This is a genomic window from Nocardia yamanashiensis NBRC 100130, assembly GCF_001613325.1.
Lineage (GTDB): Bacteria > Actinomycetota > Actinomycetes > Mycobacteriales > Mycobacteriaceae > Nocardia > Nocardia yamanashiensis.
Genome location: NZ_BDCD01000022.1, coordinates 16714 through 39397, shown reverse-complemented (window position 1 = coordinate 39397; position 22684 = coordinate 16714). Strand labels below are relative to the sequence as shown.

Annotated in this window: 21 protein-coding genes and 1 pseudogene; 14 read left to right on the top strand and 8 right to left on the bottom strand. The window is 68.3% G+C overall.

Annotated features, from left to right (window positions below; genetic code table 11):
• Positions 1–3: 3 nt before the first annotated feature.
• The 3 genes from NY1_RS25705 to NY1_RS25695 are packed head-to-tail and all read right to left on the bottom strand — an operon-like array spanning position 4 to position 2215.
• Complete coding sequence (locus NY1_RS25705) at positions 4–213, bottom strand: ferredoxin (protein WP_067718509.1); 210 nt, start codon at positions 211–213, stop codon at positions 4–6.
• Complete coding sequence (locus tag NY1_RS25700) at positions 210–1010, bottom strand: SDR family oxidoreductase (protein ID WP_067718506.1); 801 nt, start codon at positions 1008–1010, stop codon at positions 210–212. Before NY1_RS25700 ends, NY1_RS25705 begins: the two co-directional genes overlap by 4 nt.
• Entirely contained in the window at positions 1010–2215 is a 1206-nt protein-coding gene (locus tag NY1_RS25695; protein WP_067718503.1) for a cytochrome P450, read from the bottom strand. The genes NY1_RS25700 and NY1_RS25695 overlap by 1 nt, the downstream gene beginning before the upstream one ends.
• A gap of 243 nt (positions 2216–2458) precedes the next feature.
• Here NY1_RS25695 and NY1_RS25690 point away from each other — a divergent pair, with 243 nt between their 5' ends.
• The 6 genes from NY1_RS25690 to NY1_RS25665 all read left to right on the top strand — a co-directional run bounded on the left by NY1_RS25690 (position 2459) and on the right by NY1_RS25665 (position 8352).
• The gene (locus tag NY1_RS25690) at positions 2459–3931 is read left to right on the top strand and encodes an aldehyde dehydrogenase (protein WP_067718500.1); all 1473 of its coding nucleotides are present in this window, start codon (positions 2459–2461) and stop codon (positions 3929–3931) included.
• Between the two features lie 12 nt (positions 3932–3943).
• Positions 3944–4696 carry an SDR family oxidoreductase gene (locus NY1_RS25685; protein WP_067718498.1) on the top strand — a complete coding sequence of 251 codons (753 nt, stop codon included), beginning with the start codon at positions 3944–3946 and terminating at the stop codon, positions 4694–4696.
• Positions 4693–5577, top strand: a complete 885-nt coding sequence (locus NY1_RS25680; protein ID WP_067718495.1) for an NAD(P)-dependent oxidoreductase — start codon at positions 4693–4695, stop codon at positions 5575–5577. The genes NY1_RS25685 and NY1_RS25680 overlap by 4 nt, the downstream gene beginning before the upstream one ends.
• Positions 5574–5933 (top strand): carboxymuconolactone decarboxylase family protein, encoded by a 360-nt coding sequence (locus NY1_RS25675; RefSeq protein WP_067718492.1) that lies wholly within the window; start codon positions 5574–5576, stop codon positions 5931–5933. Before NY1_RS25680 ends, NY1_RS25675 begins: the two co-directional genes overlap by 4 nt.
• Before the next feature lie 73 nt (positions 5934–6006).
• Positions 6007–7479: an FAD-dependent oxidoreductase gene (locus tag NY1_RS25670; protein ID WP_067718489.1), complete on the top strand. Its 1473-nt coding sequence runs from the start codon at positions 6007–6009 to the stop codon at positions 7477–7479.
• A 15-nt stretch (positions 7480–7494) separates the two neighbouring features.
• On the top strand, positions 7495–8352 hold the full coding sequence (locus tag NY1_RS25665) for an LLM class F420-dependent oxidoreductase (RefSeq protein WP_067718487.1): 858 nt from the start codon (positions 7495–7497) through the stop codon (positions 8350–8352).
• A gap of 166 nt (positions 8353–8518) precedes the next feature.
• Here the strand turns inward: NY1_RS25665 and NY1_RS25660 are convergent, their stop codons facing one another.
• Positions 8519–8917, bottom strand: a complete 399-nt coding sequence (locus tag NY1_RS25660; protein ID WP_067718484.1) for a hypothetical protein — start codon at positions 8915–8917, stop codon at positions 8519–8521.
• A 118-nt stretch (positions 8918–9035) separates the two neighbouring features.
• Here NY1_RS25660 and NY1_RS25655 point away from each other — a divergent pair, with 118 nt between their 5' ends.
• Together NY1_RS25655 and cyp51 are read left to right on the top strand one after the other, a co-directional pair.
• Positions 9036–9599: a TetR/AcrR family transcriptional regulator gene (locus NY1_RS25655; RefSeq protein ID WP_067718992.1), complete on the top strand. Its 564-nt coding sequence runs from the start codon at positions 9036–9038 to the stop codon at positions 9597–9599.
• A gap of 121 nt (positions 9600–9720) precedes the next feature.
• Complete coding sequence (gene cyp51, locus NY1_RS25650; protein ID WP_067718482.1) at positions 9721–11073, top strand: lanosterol 14-alpha demethylase; 1353 nt, start codon at positions 9721–9723, stop codon at positions 11071–11073.
• A gap of 23 nt (positions 11074–11096) precedes the next feature.
• Here cyp51 and NY1_RS25645 read toward each other — a convergent pair whose 3' ends face one another.
• Both NY1_RS25645 and NY1_RS25640 read right to left on the bottom strand, forming a co-directional pair.
• Positions 11097–11561, bottom strand: coding sequence for a glutathione peroxidase (locus NY1_RS25645; protein WP_084535361.1), 465 nt, complete (start codon positions 11559–11561; stop codon positions 11097–11099).
• A gap of 63 nt (positions 11562–11624) precedes the next feature.
• The gene (locus NY1_RS25640) at positions 11625–12857 is read right to left on the bottom strand and encodes a cytochrome P450 (protein WP_067718479.1); all 1233 of its coding nucleotides are present in this window, start codon (positions 12855–12857) and stop codon (positions 11625–11627) included.
• A 307-nt stretch (positions 12858–13164) separates the two neighbouring features.
• Between NY1_RS25640 and NY1_RS25635 the strand changes: the two genes are divergently transcribed.
• The 3 genes from NY1_RS25635 (at position 13165) to NY1_RS25625 (ending at position 17089) form a co-directional block, all read left to right on the top strand.
• Positions 13165–14793 (top strand): GMC family oxidoreductase, encoded by a 1629-nt coding sequence (locus NY1_RS25635; protein WP_067718476.1) that lies wholly within the window; start codon positions 13165–13167, stop codon positions 14791–14793.
• A gap of 146 nt (positions 14794–14939) precedes the next feature.
• Positions 14940–16061, top strand: a complete 1122-nt coding sequence (locus tag NY1_RS25630) for a phosphotransferase (RefSeq protein ID WP_067718473.1) — start codon at positions 14940–14942, stop codon at positions 16059–16061.
• Positions 16062–16087: 26 nt separating this feature from the next.
• Entirely contained in the window at positions 16088–17089 is a 1002-nt protein-coding gene (locus NY1_RS25625) for a TIGR03617 family F420-dependent LLM class oxidoreductase (protein ID WP_067718984.1), read from the top strand.
• Here the strand turns inward: NY1_RS25625 and NY1_RS25620 are convergent.
• Entirely contained in the window at positions 17076–18659 is a 1584-nt protein-coding gene (locus NY1_RS25620) for a PKD domain-containing protein (protein WP_157762478.1), read from the bottom strand. The two genes, NY1_RS25625 and NY1_RS25620, sit on opposite strands and share 14 nt — an antisense overlap.
• Positions 18660–18899: 240 nt before the next feature.
• Between NY1_RS25620 and NY1_RS25615 the strand changes: the two genes are divergently transcribed.
• The 3 genes and pseudogenes from NY1_RS25615 to NY1_RS25605 all read left to right on the top strand — a co-directional run bounded on the left by NY1_RS25615 (position 18900) and on the right by NY1_RS25605 (position 21665).
• Positions 18900–19682 carry a (Fe-S)-binding protein gene (locus NY1_RS25615; RefSeq protein ID WP_067718470.1) on the top strand — a complete coding sequence of 261 codons (783 nt, stop codon included), beginning with the start codon at positions 18900–18902 and terminating at the stop codon, positions 19680–19682.
• Positions 19679–21015: pseudogene (locus NY1_RS45425) on the top strand (lactate utilization protein B). The gene NY1_RS25615 and the pseudogene NY1_RS45425 overlap by 4 nt, the downstream one beginning before the upstream one ends.
• On the top strand, positions 21012–21665 hold the full coding sequence (locus tag NY1_RS25605) for a LutC/YkgG family protein (RefSeq protein WP_174567221.1): 654 nt from the start codon (positions 21012–21014) through the stop codon (positions 21663–21665). The pseudogene NY1_RS45425 and the gene NY1_RS25605 overlap by 4 nt, the downstream one beginning before the upstream one ends.
• 346 nt (positions 21666–22011) lie before the next feature.
• On the opposite strand, the gene NY1_RS25600 is transcribed toward NY1_RS25605, so the two are convergent.
• The gene (locus tag NY1_RS25600) at positions 22012–22644 is read right to left on the bottom strand and encodes a TetR/AcrR family transcriptional regulator (protein ID WP_233434481.1); all 633 of its coding nucleotides are present in this window, start codon (positions 22642–22644) and stop codon (positions 22012–22014) included.
• Positions 22645–22684 lie beyond the last annotated feature (40 nt).

Here is a 22684-nt window from a genome sequence, read left to right as displayed (position 1 = left end):
ACGTCACCTTCGCTCTTCGGAGCTGTCGTCGACCAGCGACAGCGCCTGGGTGGGGCAGTAGCGGACGGCGAGGCGGGCGGCCTCGAGATCGGTCCCGGGATCGGCGCGCAGGATTTCCACCTGCCCGGTCTTGGGGACCTGGAAGAGTGCGGGCGCTTCGTCCTGGCAGACGGCGTGCCCCTGGCAGAGATCGAGATCGACGACGAGCCTCACGGCTCCTCCCCCGGTTCGTCGCGCGGACGCAGCGGGGCTTCCGGCTGCACCTCGATGAGCACCAGATGCGCTCCGCGCGGGGTGGATACGACGGCGGCCACCGCGGCGGCGATATCGGCGGCGCGCAGGAAGTAGGGGTGGCGGGCGAAACCCCACTTCACCCATTCCTCCAGCATGGGGCCCACCACTTCGGGTTTCGCCTGCATGCCCATGCCGGTCAGGGTCTGGCCGGGACGGACGATGGAGGAGCGCACGCCGGTGCCCTCGAGTTCCATGCGCAATTGCCGCGCATAGGCTTCCAGCCCGGTCTTGGCCGCGTTGTAGGCGCCGGCGAACGGGCGTACCCGGTCGGCGCAATCGGAGCCGATGAAGACGAAATCGCCGCGCTGCCGCTCCACCATGCCGGGCAGCACCCGGTGCGCGAGCCGCTGCGCACCGGTCAGATGCACATCGATCTGGCTCGCGAACAGCTCCGGGTCCATGGCCCAGCCTGACCCGAACTCGAGGTCGCCCGCACCGGAAACGACGATTTCGCATGCGCCCAGGGCGTTTTCGGCAGCGGTGACGAACTCGTCGACCGAGGTGTTGTCGGTGACGTCCAGCCGGTGCGCGAACGCCTCGCCGCCGTCGGCGCGGATCTTCTCGGCCATGGTTTCGCAGATCTCCACCCGGCGCGCGCCCAGCGCCACCGGATGCCCGAGTTCGGCCAGGGCGATGGCGGTGGCGGCGCCGATCCCGGAGGACGCGCCCGCGATGAGGACCGGCCGCCGGGCCGGATGCGGTTCGAAGCGCGGCATTACCGGACCTCCACCGCGACCGGGAGTTTCGCGAAGCCGCGCACGTTCACCGAGTGCACGCGCTCGCTACCGGTTTCCCGCAGGCCGTAATCCTTTACCCGATCCGCGAATTCGCGCAGCACCACCGACGCCTCCAGCCGCGCCAGGTGCGCGCCGAGGCAGAAGTGCACGCCCCGCCCGAAGCTGATCAGCCCGCCCTTGTCGCCGCGTTCGATGTCGTAGCGGTCGGGTTCGTGGAAGACCGCGGCATCGCGATTGGCGGAGCCGACGAGCAGCAGCACCTTCGAGCCCTGCGGAATAGTGCGGCCGTAGTACTCCAGGTCCTCGGCGGCCGTGCGGGCCAGGATCTGGCTGGAGGCGTCGAAGCGCAGCGTCTCCTCCACCCAGTCGTCCACCAGTTCCGGATGCGCCGCCACCTTGGCGTACTGCTCGGGATACCGTCCGGCCCAATACAGCGAATTGCCCAGCAGTTTGGTGGTGGTCTCGTTGCCCGCCACCACCATCAGGAACATGAAGCCGAGGATCTCCTCGTCGGCGAGGCGGTCCCCGTCGGCTTCGGCCTCCAGCAGCGCCGAGGTCAGATCGGCCGTCGGCTTGCGGCGGCGTTCGGCGATCATCTCGTGGTAGTAGCCCATCAGGTGGATCGCGGCTTCCATGGCCGCCACCGGCACGTCCAGCACGCCGTCCTCGCGGTGCACCAGCAGATCGGCCATGCGGCGCAGTTCGGCGCGATCGGCCTCGGGGACGCCGAGCAGTTCGGAGATGACGTCCATGGGGACCTTGCCCGCCACGTCGTCGATCCAGTCGAAATCGCCACTGGCCAAGGCGGGTTCGAGATAGTGCAGGGTGATCTCGCGAATGCGCTCGTGCATCTCGGTGACCCGGCGCGGGGTGAAACCCTGATAGACGAGCTTGCGCAGCCGCAGATGCGCGGGATCGTCCATGGCCAGGAAGGACATGGTGCGATGCGCGTGCGGGCCCCAGGCGGCCGGGTCCAGGGACACCCCGTTGGCGCTGGAGAGCCGCACATTGTCGCGGAAGCCCGCGGCCACGTCGGCGTGCCGCGAGAGCGCCCAGAAATCCAGGTCGGGATTGTAATACACCGGCTGCTCGGCGCGCAGGCGCTGATAGACCGGGTACGGGTCGTCGTGCACGCGGTAGTCGTAGGGGTCGAAGAGCAGCGGCTCGACGGAGGCTGCGGTCATCGTCTCGGCACCTCGTATTCGGTAACGCGTTCATCGGCTCTGACGAACGGCGGGCAGCCGCGAAGGACACGCGGCTGGACACGTGTCTGTACGGTACTAGCGGTGCGCTGAGCTGACAATGGAATGCGGAATTTGGATTGCGGCGGGGCGGCGCAGCAGCGCCATTCTGAAACATGTTCTTGCGCGTCCGGAAGCTCCGAACTTATAGTCCGTACACGTGTCCGGACAGCATGGGAGCTACCGATGAGCCCGAACGATCTCATCCCTGACGGCGGGTCGGGACTGCTGATCGGAGGCAAACTCGTACCCGGCGGCGACGGTGTGTTCACCACGTCGAATCCGGCCACCGGAGCAGTGCTCGGGTATGCCGCCGACGCCGACGCCGCCGATATGGACGCGGCCATCGCCGCCGCCCGCACCGCCTTCGACGAGACGAGCTGGTCCCGCGATCCCGGATTCCGGGCCGCGTGCCTGCGGCAGCTGCGGGACGCGCTGCGCGGGCATATCGAGGAACTGCGCGAGATCACCATCGCCGAGGCCGGCGCGCCGCGCATGCTGACCGCCGGGCCGCAGCTGGAAGGGCCGGTCGGGGACCTCGGCTATTTCGCGGACCTGGCCGAAAACTATTCGTGGGAAACCGATCTCGGCATCGCCTCGCCCATGGGCATCAAGAGCAGCCGGCGGGTGCGGCGCGAGCCCATCGGGGTGGTGGGGGCGATCACGCCCTGGAACTTCCCGCACCAGATCAATTTCGCCAAGCTCGGGCCGGCGCTGGCGGCGGGCACCACGGTGGTGCTCAAGCCCGCACCCGATACGCCGTGGTGCGCGGCGGCGGTGGGGCGGATCATCGCCGAGGAGACCGATATCCCGGCCGGGGTGGTCAATATCGTCACCTCCGACGATCACGGACTGGGCGCGCAGCTGGTCACCGATCCGCGGGTGGACATGGTGTCGTTCACCGGGTCCACGCAGACCGGGCGGGCCGTGATGAGCGCTGCCGCAGCGTCTTTGAAGAAGGTGTTCCTGGAACTGGGCGGCAAATCGGCGTTCATCGTGCTGGACGACGCGGATATCGCGGCGGCGGCGAGCTACGCGGCGTTCGGGGTGTGCGTGCATGCGGGACAGGGGTGTGCGATCAGCACCCGGCTGCTGGTGCCGCGGGCGCGCTACGACGAAGCCGTGCAGGCGGCGGCGCGGACCCTGGCCAATATCAAGCCGGGCGATCCGTCCGAGCCCGGAACCGTCTGCGGGCCTTTGATTTCCGAGCGGCAGCGGGCGCGCGTCGAACGCTACCTGGAGATCGCGCGCGCGGAGGGCGGCACCATCGTCACCGGCGGCGGGCGGCCGGATGGGCTCGGCGGCTGGTTCGTCGAGCCGACGCTCATCGCGGGACTGGACAACAGCTCCACCGTGGCCCAGGAGGAGATCTTCGGGCCGGTGCTCGTGGTGATGCCGCATGACGGCGACGCCGATGCCGTGCGCATCGCCAACGACTCCCCCTACGGCCTGTCCGGATCGGTGTGGGGCGCCGACACCGAGCGGCTGCGCGCCGTGGTGGAGGGCGTGCGCACCGGCACGCTCAGCGTGAACGGCGGCATCTGGTATTCGGCCGACGCACCTTTCGGCGGTTACAAGCAGTCCGGCATCGGCCGGGAAATGGGCGTCCTCGGCTTCGAGGAATACACCGAGACCAAACTCATCGCGACCGGCTGCTGAAGGAATACGGACATGGCCCGCTTCACCGATAGATCAGTCATCGTCACCGGAGCCGCGCGCGGCATCGGGGCGGAATACGCCCGGGCGCTGGCGGCGGAAGGCGCGAAAGTCGTTGTCGCCGATCTGAACAGCGAACTCGGCACGGAAGTCGCCAAGCAGATCACCGCGGACGGCGGGACGGCGGTGTTCCACGAAGTGGATGTGGCCTCGCTCGAATCCGCCGCTGCCGTAGCGGAATTCACGGTCTCCGAGTTCGGGGCGATCCATCATCTGGTCAACAATGCCGCCATCTACGGCGATATGAAGCTGGATGTGCTGCTCACGGTGCCGTGGGACTACTACAAGAAGTTCATGGGCGTGAACCTGGACGGGGCACTGAACATGACGCGCGCCGTGTGGCAGCCGATGGTGAAAGCCGGCGGCGGGTCCATCGTGAACCAGTCCTCCACGGCGGCCTGGCTGTATTCGGGGTTTTACGGGCTGGCGAAGGCCGGAATCAACAGTCTCACCCAGCAATTGGCGCGCGAGCTGGGCGGCTCGAACATCCGGATCAATGCCATCGCGCCCGGTCCGATCGACACCGAGGCCACCCGCAGCATCGTGCCCGAATTCATCGTCGAGAAGATGATGGACCAGCTCGCCATCAAACGCCTGGGCACGCCGGAGGATCTGGTCGGGGCCTGCCTCTACCTGCTGTCCGACGAGGCGCGGTGGGTTACCGGACAAGTATTGAACGTCGACGGGGGGCAAGTTTTCCGGCCATGAGTGAAACAGGCGAATTCTCGGTAGGTTTCATCGGTTTGGGCAATATGGGCGCGCCCATGGCCAATCGATTGCTGGAGTGGCCGGGCGGGCTGGTGGTGTGCGATATGCGCCCCGAAGTCGTGCAACCGTTCACCGACGGCGGGGCCACCGCGGCGGCCACGGCGGCCGAAGTGGCCGAGCGCTGCGCGGTGGTGTCCGTGGTGGTGCTCGACGATGCCCAGGTGCGGGCGGTGGTGAGCGGGGCGGACGGCATACTGCAGACCGCCGAGCCCGGCACCGTGATCGCGGTGCACTCCACCATCTCCGATCACACGGCCGTCGAACTGGCGGCCGAATGCGCCGAGCGCGGTGTGGAATTCGTGGACGCGCCGATCAGTGGCGGCGCGCCCGCGGCGCAACGCGGGGCGCTGGCCGTCATGGTCGGCGGCAGCGACACCGCCTTCGCGGCGGTGCGCGCGCCGTTCTCGCGATTCGCGTCGATGATCGTGCACGCGGGCGAGGTCGGGGCCGGTACGCGGATGAAGCTGGCGCGCAACCTTTTGCATTTCATCGCGTTCACCGCGGCCTCGGAATCGCAGCGGCTGGCCGAGGCGGCCGGGCTGGACATCACCGAGCTCGGCAAGGTCGTGCGGCATTCCGACTCGCATACCGGCGGGCCCGGGGCGATCATGTTGCGCGACACCACCGCGCCGGTCGAACCCGGCGACTTCTGGTTCCCGATCCTCGGCCACGTGCGGGATCTGGGCGAGAAGGATCTCAGCCTGGCGCTGGACCTCGGCCGGCGGCTGGGCATCGAACTGCCGTTGGCCGCACAGGCGCTCGACGGTCTCGGAAACGGGCTCGGCGTGGGGCCGGGTCATCTCGCCAAGGAGCAGCAGTGAGCGATGAACGCAGGCAGCGCGGGCTGAAGAAGATGAGCGAGGTCTACGGGTTCGAGCTGCCCGACCTCCAAGGGGATCCGTTCTACGAGGTCACCGTCGATCACCTCTTCGCCGATATCTGGAACCGGCCCGGGCTGTCGTTGCGCGACCGGCGGCTGCTGCTGCTCGGCGCGATCACGGCGCAGGGCAATGCGGAGATCGCCGAGATCCAGGTGGGCGCGGCGCTGCGCAACAACGAGCTCGACGCCGAGCAATTGCGCGAGATCGCGGTGTTCCTCGCCCATTACGTGGGCTGGCCCTCGGCCACCAAGCTCGACGGCGCGGTCCGCAAAGTGCTGGCCAAGAAGAAGTCTTAGTCCAAGGGGTTTCGGGGGCGAGGCCCCTGAGAGCCCGAGAGTTGTTTCCAACCGCAGTTAGGAATTCGGATCAATGGCTGAAACCGCTACCGTGCGACCGCTCCGGGCCGCTGAGGTCCAGACCTGGGACCTCGAGGCCGATGTGGTCGTCGTCGGATACGGCGTCGCCGGAGCGTGCGCCGCCATCGAAGCGGCCCGGGCGGGCGCCGACGTGCTCGTGCTGGAACGCACCGGCGGCTGGGGCGGTGCGGCCGCCATGTCCGGCGGGTTCATCTACCTCGGTGGCGGTACCGCCCTGCAGCAGAAGCTCGGCTTCTCCGACACCCCGGAGAACATGGAGAAGTTCCTGACCGCGGCGCTGGGTCCCGGCGTGGACAAGGCCAAGATCCACGACTACTGCCAGGGCAGTGTCGAGCACTTCGATTGGCTTGTCGCCCAGGGTGTTCCGTTCAACGAAGTGTTCTGGGGCGAACCCGGTTACGAGCCGCCCGCCGACGAGGGCCTGATGTTCTCCGGCGGCGAGAACGCCGCGCCCTTCAACACCATCGCCGATCCCGCCCCGCGCGGGCACCTGGCCTGGACCAAGGACAAGAAGCTGGGCGAGAAGGGCGGTGGCTACATGTTGATGGAGCCGCTCGCCCAGACCGCCGAATCCCTCGGCGTCCGGCACGAATACGACGTGCGCCTGCGCCGCCTGGTCGTCGACGACGACGGGCGCGTGGTCGGCGTCGCCGCCACCCGCTACGGCAAGCCGGTGCTGGTGCGCGCGCATCGCGGCGTCGTGCTGGCCACCGGCAGCTTCGCCTACAACCACGAAATGGTGGAGCGCTACGCGCCCAAGATCTCCGGCCGGCCCGCCGCCACCGTCGAGGAACACGACGGCATCGGCATCCGGGTGGCGCAGGCGCTCGGCGCGGACCTCGCGCACATGGACGCCACCGAGGTCGCGCTGGTCGCCGACCCGCAGGTGGTGGTGCGCGGGATCCTGGTGAACGGGCACGGTCAGCGGTTCATCACCGAGGACACCTATCCCGGGCGCATGGGGCAGGCCATTCTGCAGGAGCAGGGCAACAAGGCGTACTTGATCATCGACGAGGAAGCCTTGGAAGCGGCGTTCGAGACCAAGTCCTCCATGTCCTTCCTGCGTATCGCTCCCACCTGGGTCGCGGAGACGGTCGAGGAGCTCGAGAGCGAGATGGGTCTGCCCGCGAAGACTCTCCAGACCACACTGGAGCTGTACAACCACCACGCCGCCAATGGCGAGGACCCGTTCCAGCACAAGAAGCCGGAATGGGTGAAGCCCATCGGCACCCCGCTCGGCGCCTACGATCTGCGCGGCTACACCGGCGGTTTCACCCTCGGCGGCTTGCGCACCGACCTGGACTCGCGGGTGCTGCACGTCTCCGACGAACCCATCCCCGGCCTGTACGCCGCCGGCCGCGTCACCTCCGGCATCTGCGCGGGCGGCTACGCCTCGGGCTGCTCCCTCGGCGACGGATCCTTCTACGGACGCCGCGCCGGCGTCTCCGCTGCCAAACAGAACTGAAAGGGGCCACCGCACATGCGTTTCGGCATCGTCCAATTCACCAGCGACCGCGGCATCACCCCCGCCGCGGCCGCCAGAGCCGCCGAGGAACGCGGCTTCGAATCCTTCTTCGTGCCCGAGCACACCCACATCCCGGTCAAGCGGGAAGCCAACCATCCCGGCACCGGCACCTCGGAACTGCCCGACGACCGCTACATGCGCACCCTGGACCCGTGGGTGGCGCTGGCCACCGCGGCCGCGGTCACCTCGCGCATCGAATTGTCCACGGCGGTAGCGCTGCCCACCGAGAGCGACCCGATCACCCTCGCCAAAACCATCGCGACCCTCGACCACCTCTCCGGCGGCCGCGTCACCCTGGGCGCCGGATTCGGCTGGAACACCGACGAACTCACCGACCACGGCGTCCCCGGCAACAAGCGCCGCACCGTCCTGCGCGAATACGTCGAAGCCATGCAGGCCCTCTGGACCCAGGAAGAGGCTTCCTACACAGGCGATTTCGTCTCCTTCGGCCCCAGCTGGGCCTGGCCCAAACCGGTCCAGTCCCACATCCCGATCCTCATCGGCGCCGGCGGCACCGAAACCACCTTCAAGTGGATCGCCCGCTCCGGCGACGGCTGGATCACCACCCCCCAGGAATCCGACGTCTCCGCCTCCACCGCCCTGCTCATGAAGCACTGGAACGACGCCGGCCGCGAAGGCACCCCCCGCGTAGTCGCCCTCGGCTTCAAACCCGATGCCGGACAACTCGAGAACTGGTCCGAAGCCGGCGTCACCGACGTCCTCTACGGCATGCCCGACAAAGACGAGCCCGAAGTCCTCGCCTACCTGGACCGCCTAGCCGCCAAACTCGTCCCCCTGGGCCTGTCCGCCTGAATCGTCCACGGTCCCGCCCCTGTCGGCGGGACCGACTTCGCTCAACTGTTCCCGGACGACGTCTTCGACTTCATCCTCGGCGTCGATATCGAACTCGCCACCTGAGCGGGCCAGGGAAACTCACTCTGGGAGATCGACCGGTAGCGCGGTCATTCCGCTCGGCTTGTCAGTTGCAGGCGGCGGTGCGTTGCAGGATGCGGAGGGATCCGGCTGCGGTGAGCTCGCGGTATTTGCCGGAAACCGTTGCGCGATCGTAGATCTGGTCAGCGGGTGTGTTGCCGTCTGGAGTGATGCCGTGGATCGCCAGCAGGCCGCCGCCTGCGATCCAGTGTGCCCAGTTGTCGTAGTCGCGCTGGGCGGCTTCGCCGGGGAGCGTGCCGTCGAGGAGGAGCAGGCGGAGGGGGGTGCGCCAGGAGGTGGGGTCGGCTGTCGCGGGGGCGGTGAGAATCGCGCCGGTGGTGGCGTAGGCGCGGGCGGCTTCGAGGAGGGCTGCGGATTCGGCCGGGGACAGTGCGGGGAGGGCGGACAATTCGGGGGGATTGTCGGAAAGGGGGGCCGGGGGCATTCGAAAGCCTTTCTGGAGCATTCTCATTGATGCGGAAAAGGCATTGGTGAGTTGCTCGGCGGGTTTGGTCATAGTAGCATCTGGACACGTGTCTGATTCTAATTCTGCCCGGTCAGTGGTGAGCATGGAGGCCACTCGGCGGCGGCTTACCGAGAAGCAGGCGGATACCGTCGAGAAGTTGACCCGCGCTGCCATGGAGGTGTTGTCGCGGGAAGGGTTCGCGGGGCTGACCGTGCGGATGGTGGCGGCTGCCGCCGGGGTGGGCACGGCCACCGCGTATACGTACTTCTCGAGTAAGGAACACCTGGTCGCGGAGATGTTCTGGCGGCGGCTGGCGGGGAATCCACCGCCGGAGGCCGACGGGCTGGACAGTACGGCGCGGGTGGTGGCGGTGCTGCGGCAGGTCGCCATGCTGGTCGCCGATGATCCGGCGCTGGCGGGAGCGGTGACCAGCGCGCTGCTGGGGACCGATCCGGATGTGGCGCATCTGCGGTTGCGGATCGGCACCGAGATCCGGAGCCGGCTGGTGGACGCGCTCGGCGCGGACGCGGATCCGGCATTGGTGGATACGCTCGAAATGCTCTACGCGGGCGCCATGTTGCGGGCGGGGATCGGATACGGGTCGTACGCCGAAATTGCCGATCGGCTGGAGAAAGCCGCGCGGCAGGTCCTGCCGGAGTGAATTGCGCACCGGGTGAATCCGGTGCGCGCGAAGATTTCCCGTTTCGATGAAAAGCCTTGCCGGGCAATGACACCCGTAGTACCGTCCAGACAGGTGTCTACTCCAGTGCGGGAGGTTTCCGATGACCCTGGTCAAGCCGCGGCAGGTATCGGGTGGCGAACATGAACACGGCCATCTCGAGGAGTTCCGGACCGACCCCATCGCCCTGATGGCGCGGGTCCGGGCGGAATGCGGGGATGTCGGTTCTTTCCGGCTGGCGCAGCGCGAAGTGGTGCTGCTGTCCGGAGCGCAGGCCAACGAGTTCTTCTTCCGCGCGGCCGACGAGGATCTGGATCAGGCGGCGGCCTACCCGTTCATGAAGCCGATCTTCGGGGAGGGCGTGGTCTTCGACGCGCCGCCCGAGCGCCGCAAGGAGATGCTGCACAATTCGGCACTGCGGGCCGAGCAGATGCGCGGGCACGCGAGCACCATTGCGCGCGAAGTGGATCGGATGCTGGCGCGCTGGGGCGACGCCGGGGAGATCGACCTGCTGGAGTTCTTCGCGGAGCTGACCATCTACACGTCCTCGGCGTGCCTGATCGGCAAGAAGTTCCGGGAGGAGCTGGACGAGCGCTTCGCGCACCTCTATCACGAGCTGGAGCGCGGTACGGACGCCTACTGCTATGTGGACCCGCACGCGGATATCGAGAGCTTCCGGCGGCGCGACGAAGCGCGCTGGCAGCTGGTGAAGCTGGTGCGGCACATCATGGCCGGGCGGCTCGCGAATCCCCCTGGGGACAAGGACGATCGGGACATGCTCGACGTGCTCGTGTCGGTGCGCGACGAGCAGGGGCGACCACGGTTCTCGGCCAGTGAGGTCACCGGGATCTTCATCTCCATGATGTTCGCCGGGCACCACACCACCTCCGGCACCGCCGCCTGGACGATCATCGAGTTGCTACGCAATCCCGAGGTGATGGCGGCCGTCACCGCCGAGCTGGACGCCCTCTACGCCGACGGTGCGGACGTGAGTTTTCATGCGCTGCGCCAGATTCCGCAGCTGGAGGCCGTACTCAAGGAGGTGCTGCGGCTGCATCCGCCGCTCATCATCCTGATGCGGGTGGCGCAGGACGAGTTCGACGTGTGCGGGTACCGCATCGCACCGGGCGATCTGGTGGCCGCGACTCCCGCTGTCTCCAACCGGATTCCGGAGGATTTCCCGAACCCGGACGCCTTCGATCCGAGCCGCTACCTCGATCCGAATCAAGCCGATCTGGTGAACCGCTGGACCTGGATTCCGTTCGGCGCGGGACGGCATCGCTGTGTCGGCGCGGCCTTCGCTTTGATGCAGCTCAAAGCGATTTTCTCGATCCTGTTGCGGGACTGGGAGTTCGAACTCGCACAGCCATCCGACAGCTACCGCAACGACCATTCCAAGATGGTGGTCCAGCTGGAACAGCCGTGTGCGGTGCGCTATCGGCGTCGCGCGCGCTGACTAGAGCGCGCCCGCAGTGCTGACTAGAGCGCGCCCTCGATGGCCGCGATGACGCTCGCGTCCTTCGGCTCGGTGCGCGGCCGGATCCGGCTCAGCACCGTGCCGTCCCGCCCGATCAGGAACTTCTCGAAGTTCCACTGCACGTCCCCGGCCTCACCGGCGGCGTCCGCGACCTGGGTCAGCTCGGCGTACAGCGGATGCCGGTTCTCGCCGTTGACCTCGGTCTTCTCGGTCAGCGGAAAGTCCACGCCGTAGGTGGTGGAGCAGAATTCGGCGATCTCCTCGGCGGTGCCGGGCTCCTGGCCGAGGAACTGATTGCTCGGCACGCCCACCACGGTGAAACCGCGCGGCCCGTAGGTCTGCTGCAGTTCCACCAGGCCGCCGTACTGCGGGGTCAGACCGCACTTCGAGGCGACATTCACCAGCAGCACCACCTTGTCGCCGGCCAGTTCGGCCAGGGTGGTGGGCTTGTCGTCCAGCGTGCGCAGCGGAATTTCACGAAGGTTAGTCACGATCACGAATTCTAGAACGAGTTCGGGACCGGCACCGGTTCACCCGTAGCGCACCGGCCAATGTTTGATGCCGTTGATCCACCCGTGCCGCAGCCGCTGCGGCGGCGCCACCTCGGCGATATCGGGCATGGCGTCGGCAATGGCATTGAACATGAGCTCGATTTCCAGCCGGGCCAGATTCGCGCCCACACAGAAATGCGGTCCGGTGCCGCCGAATCCGAGCTGCGGATTGGGGTCACGGGTGACGTCGAAGCGGAACGGATCCTCGAACACGGTGTCGTCGAAGTTGGCGGAACTGTAGAACAATCCCGCCCGCTCCCCTTCCCGGATTTTCTGCCCGCCGATTTCGGTGTCGCACAGCGCGGTTCGCTGGAACGAGGTGACCGGCGTGGCCCAGCGCACGATTTCGTCGGCCACGGTGCGCGGCCGTTCCCGCTTGAACAGCTCCCATTGCTCCGGGTGATCCACGAACGCTTTCATGCCGTGCGTGATGGCATTGCGGGTGGTCTCGTTCCCGGCGACCGACAGCAGTATGACGAAGAAGCCGAATTCGTCACTGCCCAGGGCCTCCCCGTCGATATCGGCGTTCACCAGCTGGCTGACGATGTCCCCGGTCGGTTCGGCGCGGCGCTGCTCGGCCATGGTGTACGCGTAGCCCAGCAGCTCGGCATTGGCGGTCATATTGGCCCCGGCGAACTCCGGATCGTCGTAGTTGAGCAGCTGATTCGACCACGAGAACAGCTTGTGCCGATCCTGCTGCGGCACCCCGATCAGTTCCGCGATGGCCTGCAACGGCAATTCGCACGCCACCTGCTCCACGAAATCGCCGCCGCCGCTCGCCCTCGCCTCCGCCACGATCGCCGCCGCGCGTTCGGTGAGCGCCGCCCGCAGATTCTCGATGGCGCGCGGGGTGAATCCCTTGGAGACGATCCGCCGCACCTTGGTGTGTTTGGGCGGATCCATATTCACCAGCAGCGCGTCGAGGGTGAGTTCCATCTGCTCGGGCGCGGAATCGGCGGGCGGGCGGATGATGGATCCCTTGGTGTGCGAGGACCAGATTTCCGGCCTGCGGGATATCTCCTTGACATCCTCGTAGCGCGTTATCGCCCAGTAACCGGAATCGGTGAAGGGCAAAGCGGTTTCGGGGGTTTGCGCGATCCAGAACGCGGGCGCGTTGGCGCGCAGCGCGGCGAACTCCTCGATGGGCACGCGGTCGGCCCAGATCGCGGGATCGGTGAGATCGAATCCGGCCGGAAACGACGGAACAGACACTGTTCCTCCTCGGGCAGGTTGCCGCTATGATCACGAAATTGGAACGTGTTTCACAGTCGATTGAACCACGATGCAGCCCCGGTCGGGACAGGTTTCCGGACACCCATCTCCCGCCGCGAACCCCGGGGGCACCAGCTAACCGATAGCAGTCTTCTAGAACCCGTTCATACGCTTCGAGCCTGCGCGATATTTGCGCCCGCAAAGGCCCTGAACTTTGATCTTGTGACTGGACATGCCGTCCAGTGTGTGCGCAGACTAGAACTTGTTCTACAGTGATCAGAGGCACACTCGAGGATGAGGTACTGAAATGAGCGCTTCTCCGCGCTACGCGGACGCCACCGAAGCTGATTACGTCGTGATCGGCGCGGGCAGCGCCGGCGCCGTCGTCGCAGGCCGGCTCGCCGAGCGCGGCGAGAGCGTGATCCTGCTGGAGGCCGGCCGCAAGGACGACACCCGCATGGTCACCATGCCGGGTGCGATCAGCATGGTGCACACCGTCCCGCAGCTGAAGAAGCGCGTGACCTGGAAGCAGTACTCCATCCCGCAGAAGCACGCCAACGATCGCAAGATCCCGATGACCCGCGGCAAGGTGCTCGGCGGTTCGAGCTCCGTCAACGGCATGCTCTACGTGCGCGGCAACCGCGCCAACTTCGATTCCTGGGCCGCCGAGGGCAATACGGGCTGGAGCTACGACGAGGTCCTGCCCGCCTACAAGCGGCTGGAGAACTGGCAGGACGGCGCCAATGACGTGCGCGGCGCCGGCGGCCCCATCGAGGTCACCCGTCAGCAGGAGCTGACCCCGATCGCCCAGGAGTTCATGGTCGCGGCGTCCGAGACGCTCGGCGCGCCGATCATCGAGGACTACAACGGCAAGTCGCAGGAAGGCATCTCGATCTTCCAGCAGAGCGTGAAGAACGGTCTGCGCTACAGCTCCTCGCGCGGCTTCATCACCGATATGCCGGACTCCGGCCTGAAGGTGCTGACCCACGTGCACGTCACCCGCGTGGTGATCGAGAACGGCCGCGCCACCGGCGTCGAGATCGCGGAGAAGAACGGCAGCCGCCGCATCGTGCGGGCCGGCAAAGAGGTCATCGTCTCCGGCGGCGTCATCGGCTCGCCGCAGATCCTCATGCTCTCGGGCATCGGCCCGGCCGCGCACCTGCGCGAGCACGGCATCGACGTGGTCGCGGATCTGCCGGTCGGCCAGAACCTGCACGACCACCTGTTCGTGCCGATGACCTACATCTCCAAGAAGGCCATCCACCGCGGCATTCCGACCCACTTCGCCAGCGGCATCCTGCAGGAGCTGCGCCGCCCGGGCAGTTCGTGGATGGGCCGGACGGTGTTCGAGGCGTGCGGCTTCGTCAAGACCAAGTTCGCCGAGGGCGACTACCCGGACATGCAGATCCACACCCTGCCGTGGAGCTACCCGATCCCGAACCAGGACGAGGACAAGCTGCACCTGGTGGACCGCCGGCCCGGCTTCACCATCTTCCCGAGCCTCATCTACCCGAAGAGCCGCGGCGAGCTGAAGCTGGCCTCGAACGACCCGTTCGCCGCGCCGCTCATCGACCCGGGCTACCTGAGCGATCCGCGCGATACCGAATTCCTGGTCGAGGGCATCCGGATGATCCGGGAGATCATGGCGCACAGCAGCATTCGCGCCGACTGGACCGAGGAACTGGCCCCCGGGCCCGCGCTGGAGGACGAGACCGCGCTGCGCCGCGAGCTGCCCAACCGCGTGCACTCGATCTACCACCCGGTCGGCACCTGCCGCATGGGCGTGGACGAGCGCGCCGTGGTGGATCCGACGCTCAAGGTCAACGGCATCGAGGGCCTGCGGGTCGCCGACGCGTCGATCATGCCGAGCATCACCGGCGGCAATACCAATGCGCCGAGCTACCTGATCGGCGAGAAGGCCGCGGAATTCATCTGATCCCGCCGCGCTGAGACTTCGGACGCCGGACCACGACCACCGGCGTCCGGGACCGCCCCGGACCGACTCCCGTTAATCGGTCCGGGGCGGAGCGCTTTCCACCACCGGACTCGTCGCAGGACGGTGTGATTCGCCAGGAGACGCCGATGGGTGCGACGACAGCGCTGGGTGCGGCGCTGGTGAGCGAACTGCGTGATCGGTTCGACCGGCGTTCGCCGCTGCCCCGCCGGGCGGCGCAGCTCGACGCCGGATATCTGAGCCGGCTGCTCGGGACCGAGATCGAGGCGGTCGAACGGCTGGACGTCTCCGCCGGGACTACCGATCGGGCGCGCCTGCGGCTGTACGGCGCGGATTCGTCGCTGCCCGCAACGGCTTTCGTGAAGACCGCGCCGACCGCCGCCGGACCCCGGCTCTTCACACGGCTGGCCGGGCTCGGGCGCAACGAATGCGGGTTCTATCGCGCCGTGCGGCCGGGGCTGCGGATCGAGACGCCCGAGGTGCTGGGCATCGACCACGATCCACGGCTGGAACGGTTCACCATCGTCATCGAGGATCTGACCGCCCGCGCGGCGCGTTTCACCGATGCGGCCGCGGACATGAGTCCGGCGGATGCGGCGCTCGTGGTGCGAAAGCTGGCCGGATTGCATGCCACGCACTGGGATTCGCCCCGGCTGACCGATACCCGAGCGGGCGGGCTGGGCTGGATCACCACCGGTGCGCGGGACCCGATGCTGCCGCTCATCCGGCGGGCGATGGCGGGCAGCGCCCGGCTGCTGGCGCGCCGGCAGCCCGAACTGCTGCCCCGTGCGGGCGAGCGGATTCTGCGCCGATTCGGCGCCGTGACAGCGGAACTCGACGCCGGACCGCACACCGTGCTGCACGGCGATCCGCACCCGGGCAATGTGTACTTCACCGACGCCGCGGCGGGCCTGCTGGACTGGCAGGTGCTGCGGCGCGGGGACGGCATCCGGGACCTGACGTACTTCCTGGTGTTCGCGCTGTCCACCGAGGACCGGCTGGCGCACACCCCGGAGCTGCTCGCGGTCTATCTCGAAGAACTGGCGCGCTGCGGCGGGCCGCGGCAGCATCCGGCCGACGTCCGGCGGCGGCTGCGCGCCCATGCCGCGTACGCCTACGCGAGCATCGCCTTCACCGCCGTGTTCGCCGGACTGCAATCGGACACCATCGCCCGCAGCGGGCTGTGGAAGGCCGCGCGGGCCGTCGAGGACCTCGATACCGCGTCCGCGCTCGCCTGCCTCGCCCCGTGAACCCGGAGGAACCACCCGTGACCACCCTGCCCCTGGACCTGTGGCTCGATGCCCCGCTCGCCGAATCCGCTTCCCGCACCGCCGAATTGCGCGCGCTGGGCGTGGACGGCGTGTTCACCTTCGAAGGCCAGCACGATGTGTTCCTGCCGCTGGGGCTGGCCGCCACGGTCCCCGGGACGGCCATCATGACCAATGTGGCGATGGCCCTGCCGCGCAGCCCCATGCATCTCGCGCACACCGCCTACGATCTGCATCGCCTGTCGGGCGGGCGATTCCGGCTGGGACTGGGCAGCCAGATCCGGCCGCATATCGAACGGCGGTACGGGACGACATGGTCCGAGCCGGTGGAGCGGATGCGGGACTGCGTCGAGGCGACGCGGGCGATCCTGCGGGCGTGGCAGGACGCCACGCGGCTCGACTACCGCGGGCGGTTCTGGCAGCACACGCTCATGACGCCGCAGTTCGATCCGGGCCCGAATCCCTATGGGCTGCCGCCGATTCTGGTGGGCGCGCTCGGTCCGCGCATGACCGAGATGGCGGCCGCGACGGCGGACGGGCTGCTGGTGATGCCGTTCAACACCGAGCGTCATTTCCGGGAGCGGACGCTGCCGGCGGTGGCGCAGGGGCGGGCGGGCGTCGAGCGGCCGTTCGAGATCATCGTCGAAACCATTGTGGCCATGGGCGATACGGACGAGGAACTGGCGACCGCCCGGCGCGCGGTGCGGAAACTGCTGGCCTTCTACGGTTCCACCCCGTCGTATCGGCCGGTGCTGGACGTCGAGGGCTGGGGCGCGCTGCAACCCGAACTCAACACCCTCTCCAAGCAGGGGCGCTGGCACGAGATGGCCGAGCTGATCGACGATTCGATGGTCGACGCACTGAGCGTGAGCGGTACTCCCGCCCAGTGCGCCGACCTCATCCGGAAACGGTTCGGCGACAGCGCTTCCCGAGTGTGCGCGTACTTCCCCGGCTACGCGCCCGGCGACGGGGCCATCGCGGAACTGTCCGCCGGTCTCAATCGATCATGATCGGCTCGTCCAGCTCGTAGAGACTGCGGTGCCCGGTCATGTCGGTGACCACCAGCCGCGGCAGATTCGGTCCGCTGCCGTGGTAGACGTGCGAAACCGTCGCGGCCTGGGTGGTGGCGTGCGCGCCGTCGCCGAAATACCACTCGTACTGGCGGATGGCCGCACCGGCGGGGGCGGCGTCGAAACTCACGGTGGTGCCGGGCGGGCCCGCCTGCCGGGAGACGGTGAACCCCGCGCCGGCAGGCCCACCGCCGCCGAACCATTCGCGCAGGCGGGGGTTCATCAGGAAGGCGTCGGCGTAGGGCCGGGCGTCGGCCAGGCTCAGGTGCGAGACGGCGGGCATCCGGCACTGCGGCGGGAGATCGCCCAGCGGCGGGCAGGCGAGCAGGCGCAGGGCGAAGGATTCGTCGCCGAGCGGATTGAGCGCGGGCTTGCGCGCCGCGCCGGCCCCGCCGGTGTCCTCGGTGAACAGGCCGTCCGCCGCGACCGCGTAGGGTTCGGGCGCCGCGGCGTTGGCGTCGGTGGCGGCCCGGCGGAACACCTCCGCGGAGGCGCGCACGAATTCCGACCAGCGCTCGCGCAAGCCCGCCGGCGTATCGGCGTCCCCGTCGTGGAAGTAGTTGGCCACCACCACTTTCGGATTGCCCGGCAGCGCGTGCGCGAGTTCGATGGCCTGGCGCATGCCGCGCCCGCCGTAACCGCGGGTGGCGCCGCTGAAGTACGGCACATGGGCGGCCGGATTGGTGGCCTCGGCGCCGACGCCGCCGCATTCGCGCTCCACCGCCGCGGTCAGATCCTCGGTGCCCGGGGTGACGCCCACCGGAATGCCGAAGAAGGGGTCGAGATCGTTCATGCAGCCGTCGAGCAGCACCACATCGAGGCGATAGCCTTGTTCGCCGGCCTCGTCGGCGGCCTGGTGCAGCTGGCAGAACACGTCCGCGACGGCATCGGCGGCGGTCTCGGCGCACTGCGCGCCCTCGGTGCCCGGCGCGTCCAGCAGCGCCCCGGATTGCGAATAGTCGTGTACCTGCACGGCCCGGCCGGTCTCCGCGCCCAGCGCCTCGGCGGTCAGGTGGGCGAATTTGCGTTCCAGATCCAGGCCCTGCCCCCAGAGCACCGAATCGCCGATCGAGGCCACGTGCAGCGGCCCGCATTCGCGGGTGACGCGGAAGTTCCAGGGCTTGCCGTAGGCCCCGGCCTGCCCGCCCTGCACCCTGGTGCGGGCGTCCACCCGTAGTCGGCCGTCCCGGGGTAGCTCGTCGCGGCGCAGATCGAACCCGATGGTCACCACGTCATTGGTCACCGCGGTGATGCCGGAGCGAATCGGCTGTTCCCCGGCCAGGATTCGCCACTCCACATCGGATTGCGCGGGCAGGCCCGGCGGTACGTACACGGCGGTGGTGCCGCGTAGCGCGCCGTTGCAGAGCCCGTCCGGCGGGGTGCTGACGTCGATGATCAACGGGTAGTCCGCGGGGAAATCGGCGGCCGCGGGCACCGGCCCGGCCACCGCGATCGCACCCGCGAGGGCCGGCAGCATCACCGCGCGAGAGCGGGATCGCCACACCTTCACATGCTCCTCCTAGGGAGTTCCGCAACTTGACAGCAGACATAGAAGAGGGCCGCGCGCGCAACGCCCCGGCAGCCACGCCGAAATGGCCGAATTTAGTCCGTTCTACCTGCGGATCTGCTAGACAAATGGGATGAAAGCGAGAAATCGCACGCTCACTTTCGCCCACCTGCGCGCCCGGCTGCCGGGTGCGTCCTCCGGTCGATTCGCTACCCGATAGCTACACCGACGGTAAGGGGCCGTATGCGCACCGCCTTGTTCGTCACCTGCATCAATGACGTGCTCTTCCCCGGCACCGGCAAAGCCGCGGTCACGCTGCTGCGGCGGCTGGGCGTGGAGCTCGAGTTCCCGATGGCGCAGAGCTGCTGCGGGCAGATGCACTGCAATACCGGCTATCGCGCCGATACCGCAAAGCTGGCAAGGCATTTCGTGCAGGTGCTCGGGGAGTACGACCGGATCATCATGCCGTCGGCCTCCTGCGGGCAGGCGCCGCGCGAGTTCTACATGAAAGCCGCCGAGGCGACCGGAGATTCGAAGCTGGCCCTGGACACCCAGGCCATCCTGCCCAAGATCCGCGAGCTGACCGAGTTCATCACCGACGATCTGGGCGTGCACGAGGTGGGCGCGTACTTCCCGCACCGGGTCACCTATCACCCGACCTGTCATTCGCTGCGCATCCAGCACATCGGGGAACGCCCCCTCGAACTGCTGCGGGCGGTGGCGGGCATCGATCTGGTGGAACTGCCCGCCGCGAACGAATGCTGCGGCTTCGGCGGCACCTTCTCGGTGAAGAACGCGGCGGTATCGGGTGCGATGAACGGCGACAAGGCCGCGCACGTGCGCGAGACCGGCGCGGATGTGCTCACCGCCGTGGACAATTCGTGCCTGATGAACATCGGCGGGCGGCTCGCCAAGGACAAGACGCCGGTACGCAGCCTGCACCTGGTGGAGATCCTGGCGCGGACCCGCGCGGACGGGCCGATGCCCGGCATACCCGTGGCCGCGGCGGCGGGGAGGTCGGCGTGAGCAAGAGTTTCGTGGGGTGGCCGCCGTTCCCGCAGGCCGCCCGGCGCTCAACCCGGGACGAGCAATTGCGCGCCAATGTGCACCGGGCCACGCACACCATTCGCGGCAAGCGCGACAAGCTGGTGGACGAGCGACCGGACTGGCAGCGGTTGCGGGACAGCGCCGCCGCGATCAAGGACACCGTGCTGCACCATCTCGATTCGTACCTGGTGCAATTCGAGGAAGCCGCCGAGCGTGCCGGAGCGGTGGTGCACTGGGCCGTCGACGCCGAAGAGGCGAATCTGATTGTGGCCGAACTGGTCCGGCGCACCGGCGAGCGCGAGATCGTCAAAGCCAAGTCCATGCTGACCGAGGAGATCGGGCTGGACGACGCATTGACCGCAGCCGGAATCGACACTCGCGAAACCGATCTCGCGGAAATCATCCTGCAGCTCGGCGACGATCTGCCCTCGCACATCGTGGTGCCGTCCATGCATCTCAATCGCGGGCAGATCCGGGACATCTTCGTGCGCGAGATGGGCAAGCACGGGCGGCCTGCACCGGCCGGGCTCACCGACGACCCCAACGACCTGGCCGATGCCGCGCGCCTGCATCTGCGCGAGAAGTTCCTGCGCGCGCGGGTCGGCATCACCGGCGCGAACTTCCTGATCGCGGAGACCGGCACCGTGGTCATGGTGGAATCCGAGGGCAACGGCCGCATGTGCCTGACGCTGCCGGAGACGCTGATCTCGGTGGTGGGTGGACCGGGGTGCACGCCGGGGACGGGCCGCGCGAATTCCACATCGTGCTGGTCGACAACGGCCGCACCCGGGCGCTGGGCGATCGGCTCGGGCGGCAGGCGCTGCGCTGCATCCGGTGCGGGGCCTGCATGAACATCTGCCCGGTGTACGAGCGCACGGGCGGGCAGACCTACGGGTCGGTGTATCCGGGGCCGATCGGGGCGATCCTGAACCCGCTGCTCGAGGGCGCGGACGACCCGCAGACCGCGTCGCTGCCGTACGCGTCCTCGCTGTGCGGGGCCTGCAACGAGGTGTGCCCGGTGCGCATCGACATCGTGGGGAACCTGCTCGAGCTGCGGCACGACGTGGCCGAGGGGCCGGCCGCGGTGAAGCATCCGGCCGAGCGGGTGGCCTTGGACGCGGTGGAGCGCATCATGTATCACCCGCACGTCTGGGCGGCGGCGGTGAGAGCGGCGGGCATCGCCGGGGTGGTGGCGCCGAAAAAGCAGCTGCCGCCGCCGCTTTCGGGGTGGACGGAGAGCCGGTACGTGCCGGAGGTGCCCCGGGAATCCTTCCGGTCCTGGTGGAAGCGCACCGAAGGGGGCCTGCAGTGAGCGCCCGGGAAACGGTGCTGGGCCGGATCCGGGCGGCGCTGTCGGATCTGCCGGCCGACGAGCGGGCGGTGACCGTGCCGCGTGAATACCTGCGCACGGCACCGGGAATCGACGCCGCCGATCGCGCGGCCGTGGTGTCGCTGTTCGTCGAGCGGCTGAAACACTATGGTGCGCAGTCGCATCGGGTGCACGAGTCAGCGCTGCCGGAGATCATCGCCGCCGCGTTGCGGGAGCACGGGGCGCACAGTGTGCTCGCGCCCGCCGGACTGCCGCAGCCCTGGCTTGCGGTGTGGGCGGCGGACTCCGGAAATCGGGTCGTCTCGGATGATCCACAGTTATCCCCAGGCGAGCTCGACGCTATGGATGCCGTGGTGACCAATTGCGCTGCCGCGATTGCCGATTCCGCCACCGTGGTGCTCGACGGCGGCCCGGGGCAGGGTCGGCGCGCACCGACGCTGGTGCCGGACTGTCACGTGTGCGTGGTGCGCGCCGGCCAGATTTCCTCGGCCATTCCGGAAATGATCGGGAGCCTGGACCCCCACCGGCCGCTGACCTGGTTCAGCGGCCCCTCCGCCACCGTGGATATCGAGATGATCCGGGTGCAGGGCGTGCACGGCCCGCGGCGACTGGTGGTCGTCGTTGTCGAATGAGATCACGAAAATGGGCCGCCACCAGCCGGTTTCACATTTGCAAGATCTTGTTAAGGCGGTGCCAAGCGCCGGCCCGCATTGTTGCTGTCAACACCGGAAGGTGTCAGGCCAGGGTCCGGCCCGTCCAACGAGGGGTGTCGGGTCGGACCCAGCAAAAAGCCGACCGGTTCTCGATAAGGGAGGATGCCCTGCCGCGAAGGGGGCGGCAGGACATTCGTTACCGATCTTGCGCCGTCATAACCTGGCCGAGGTCCCACTCGGCGGCGCATCATGGATGGTAAGTGCGCCACGGAGATTGGGAGTTCACGATGGAAACGGTGGTCGTCTTCGTGCTGGCTTGCCTGTTCTACTGGTGGGGCCTGCTCTGACCTCGCCGCTCCGGCGTACCGCGCTGCGCCACCGCCAGTAGCGCGTCGGCGATCCGGCGGCAGAACTCGTCTTCGGCCTCGGTGCCGTGCGTGAGCGCCCGGATCATGGTCGCGCCGCGCAGGAACTCGAAAACCGCCTCGGCATCGCAGTCCGGGGCCGCCTGACCGGCCGCCGCCGCGGCGTCCAGCAGTTCGCGCAGCGCCTCCACGGTGGGGCGTTCCCCGCGATCGAGCAGCCTGCGGTAGCTCTCCGCGTCGTCGTGATACTCCGAGAGCAGCCCCGGAATGGCCGAGCGGGCCGCCGGATGGGCGGCCGCCGACAGGAACAGCCGGGTCCAGGCCAGCAGATCGGCCGCCAGATCACCGCTGGGGACCGGGTGGTTACCGGTGTCGAGGGCGAAGATCGCGTCCTCCACCAGGGCGCGTTTGCCCGGCCAGCGGCGGTAGATCGACGTGGTGACGACCCCGGCCCGGCGCGCCACCGCGGCAATGGTGGTGGCCTGATATCCGTCGCTGACCAGCAGTTCCTGGGTCGCGGCCAGCACCTGGGCATCGAGCTGCGGGTCACGCGGGCGACCCGGGCCGGGCCGATTCCCCACGGATGCGGTCACGGATCTCTCCTTCGGGTCGCCGGAAGTTTTTTCCTGAAAC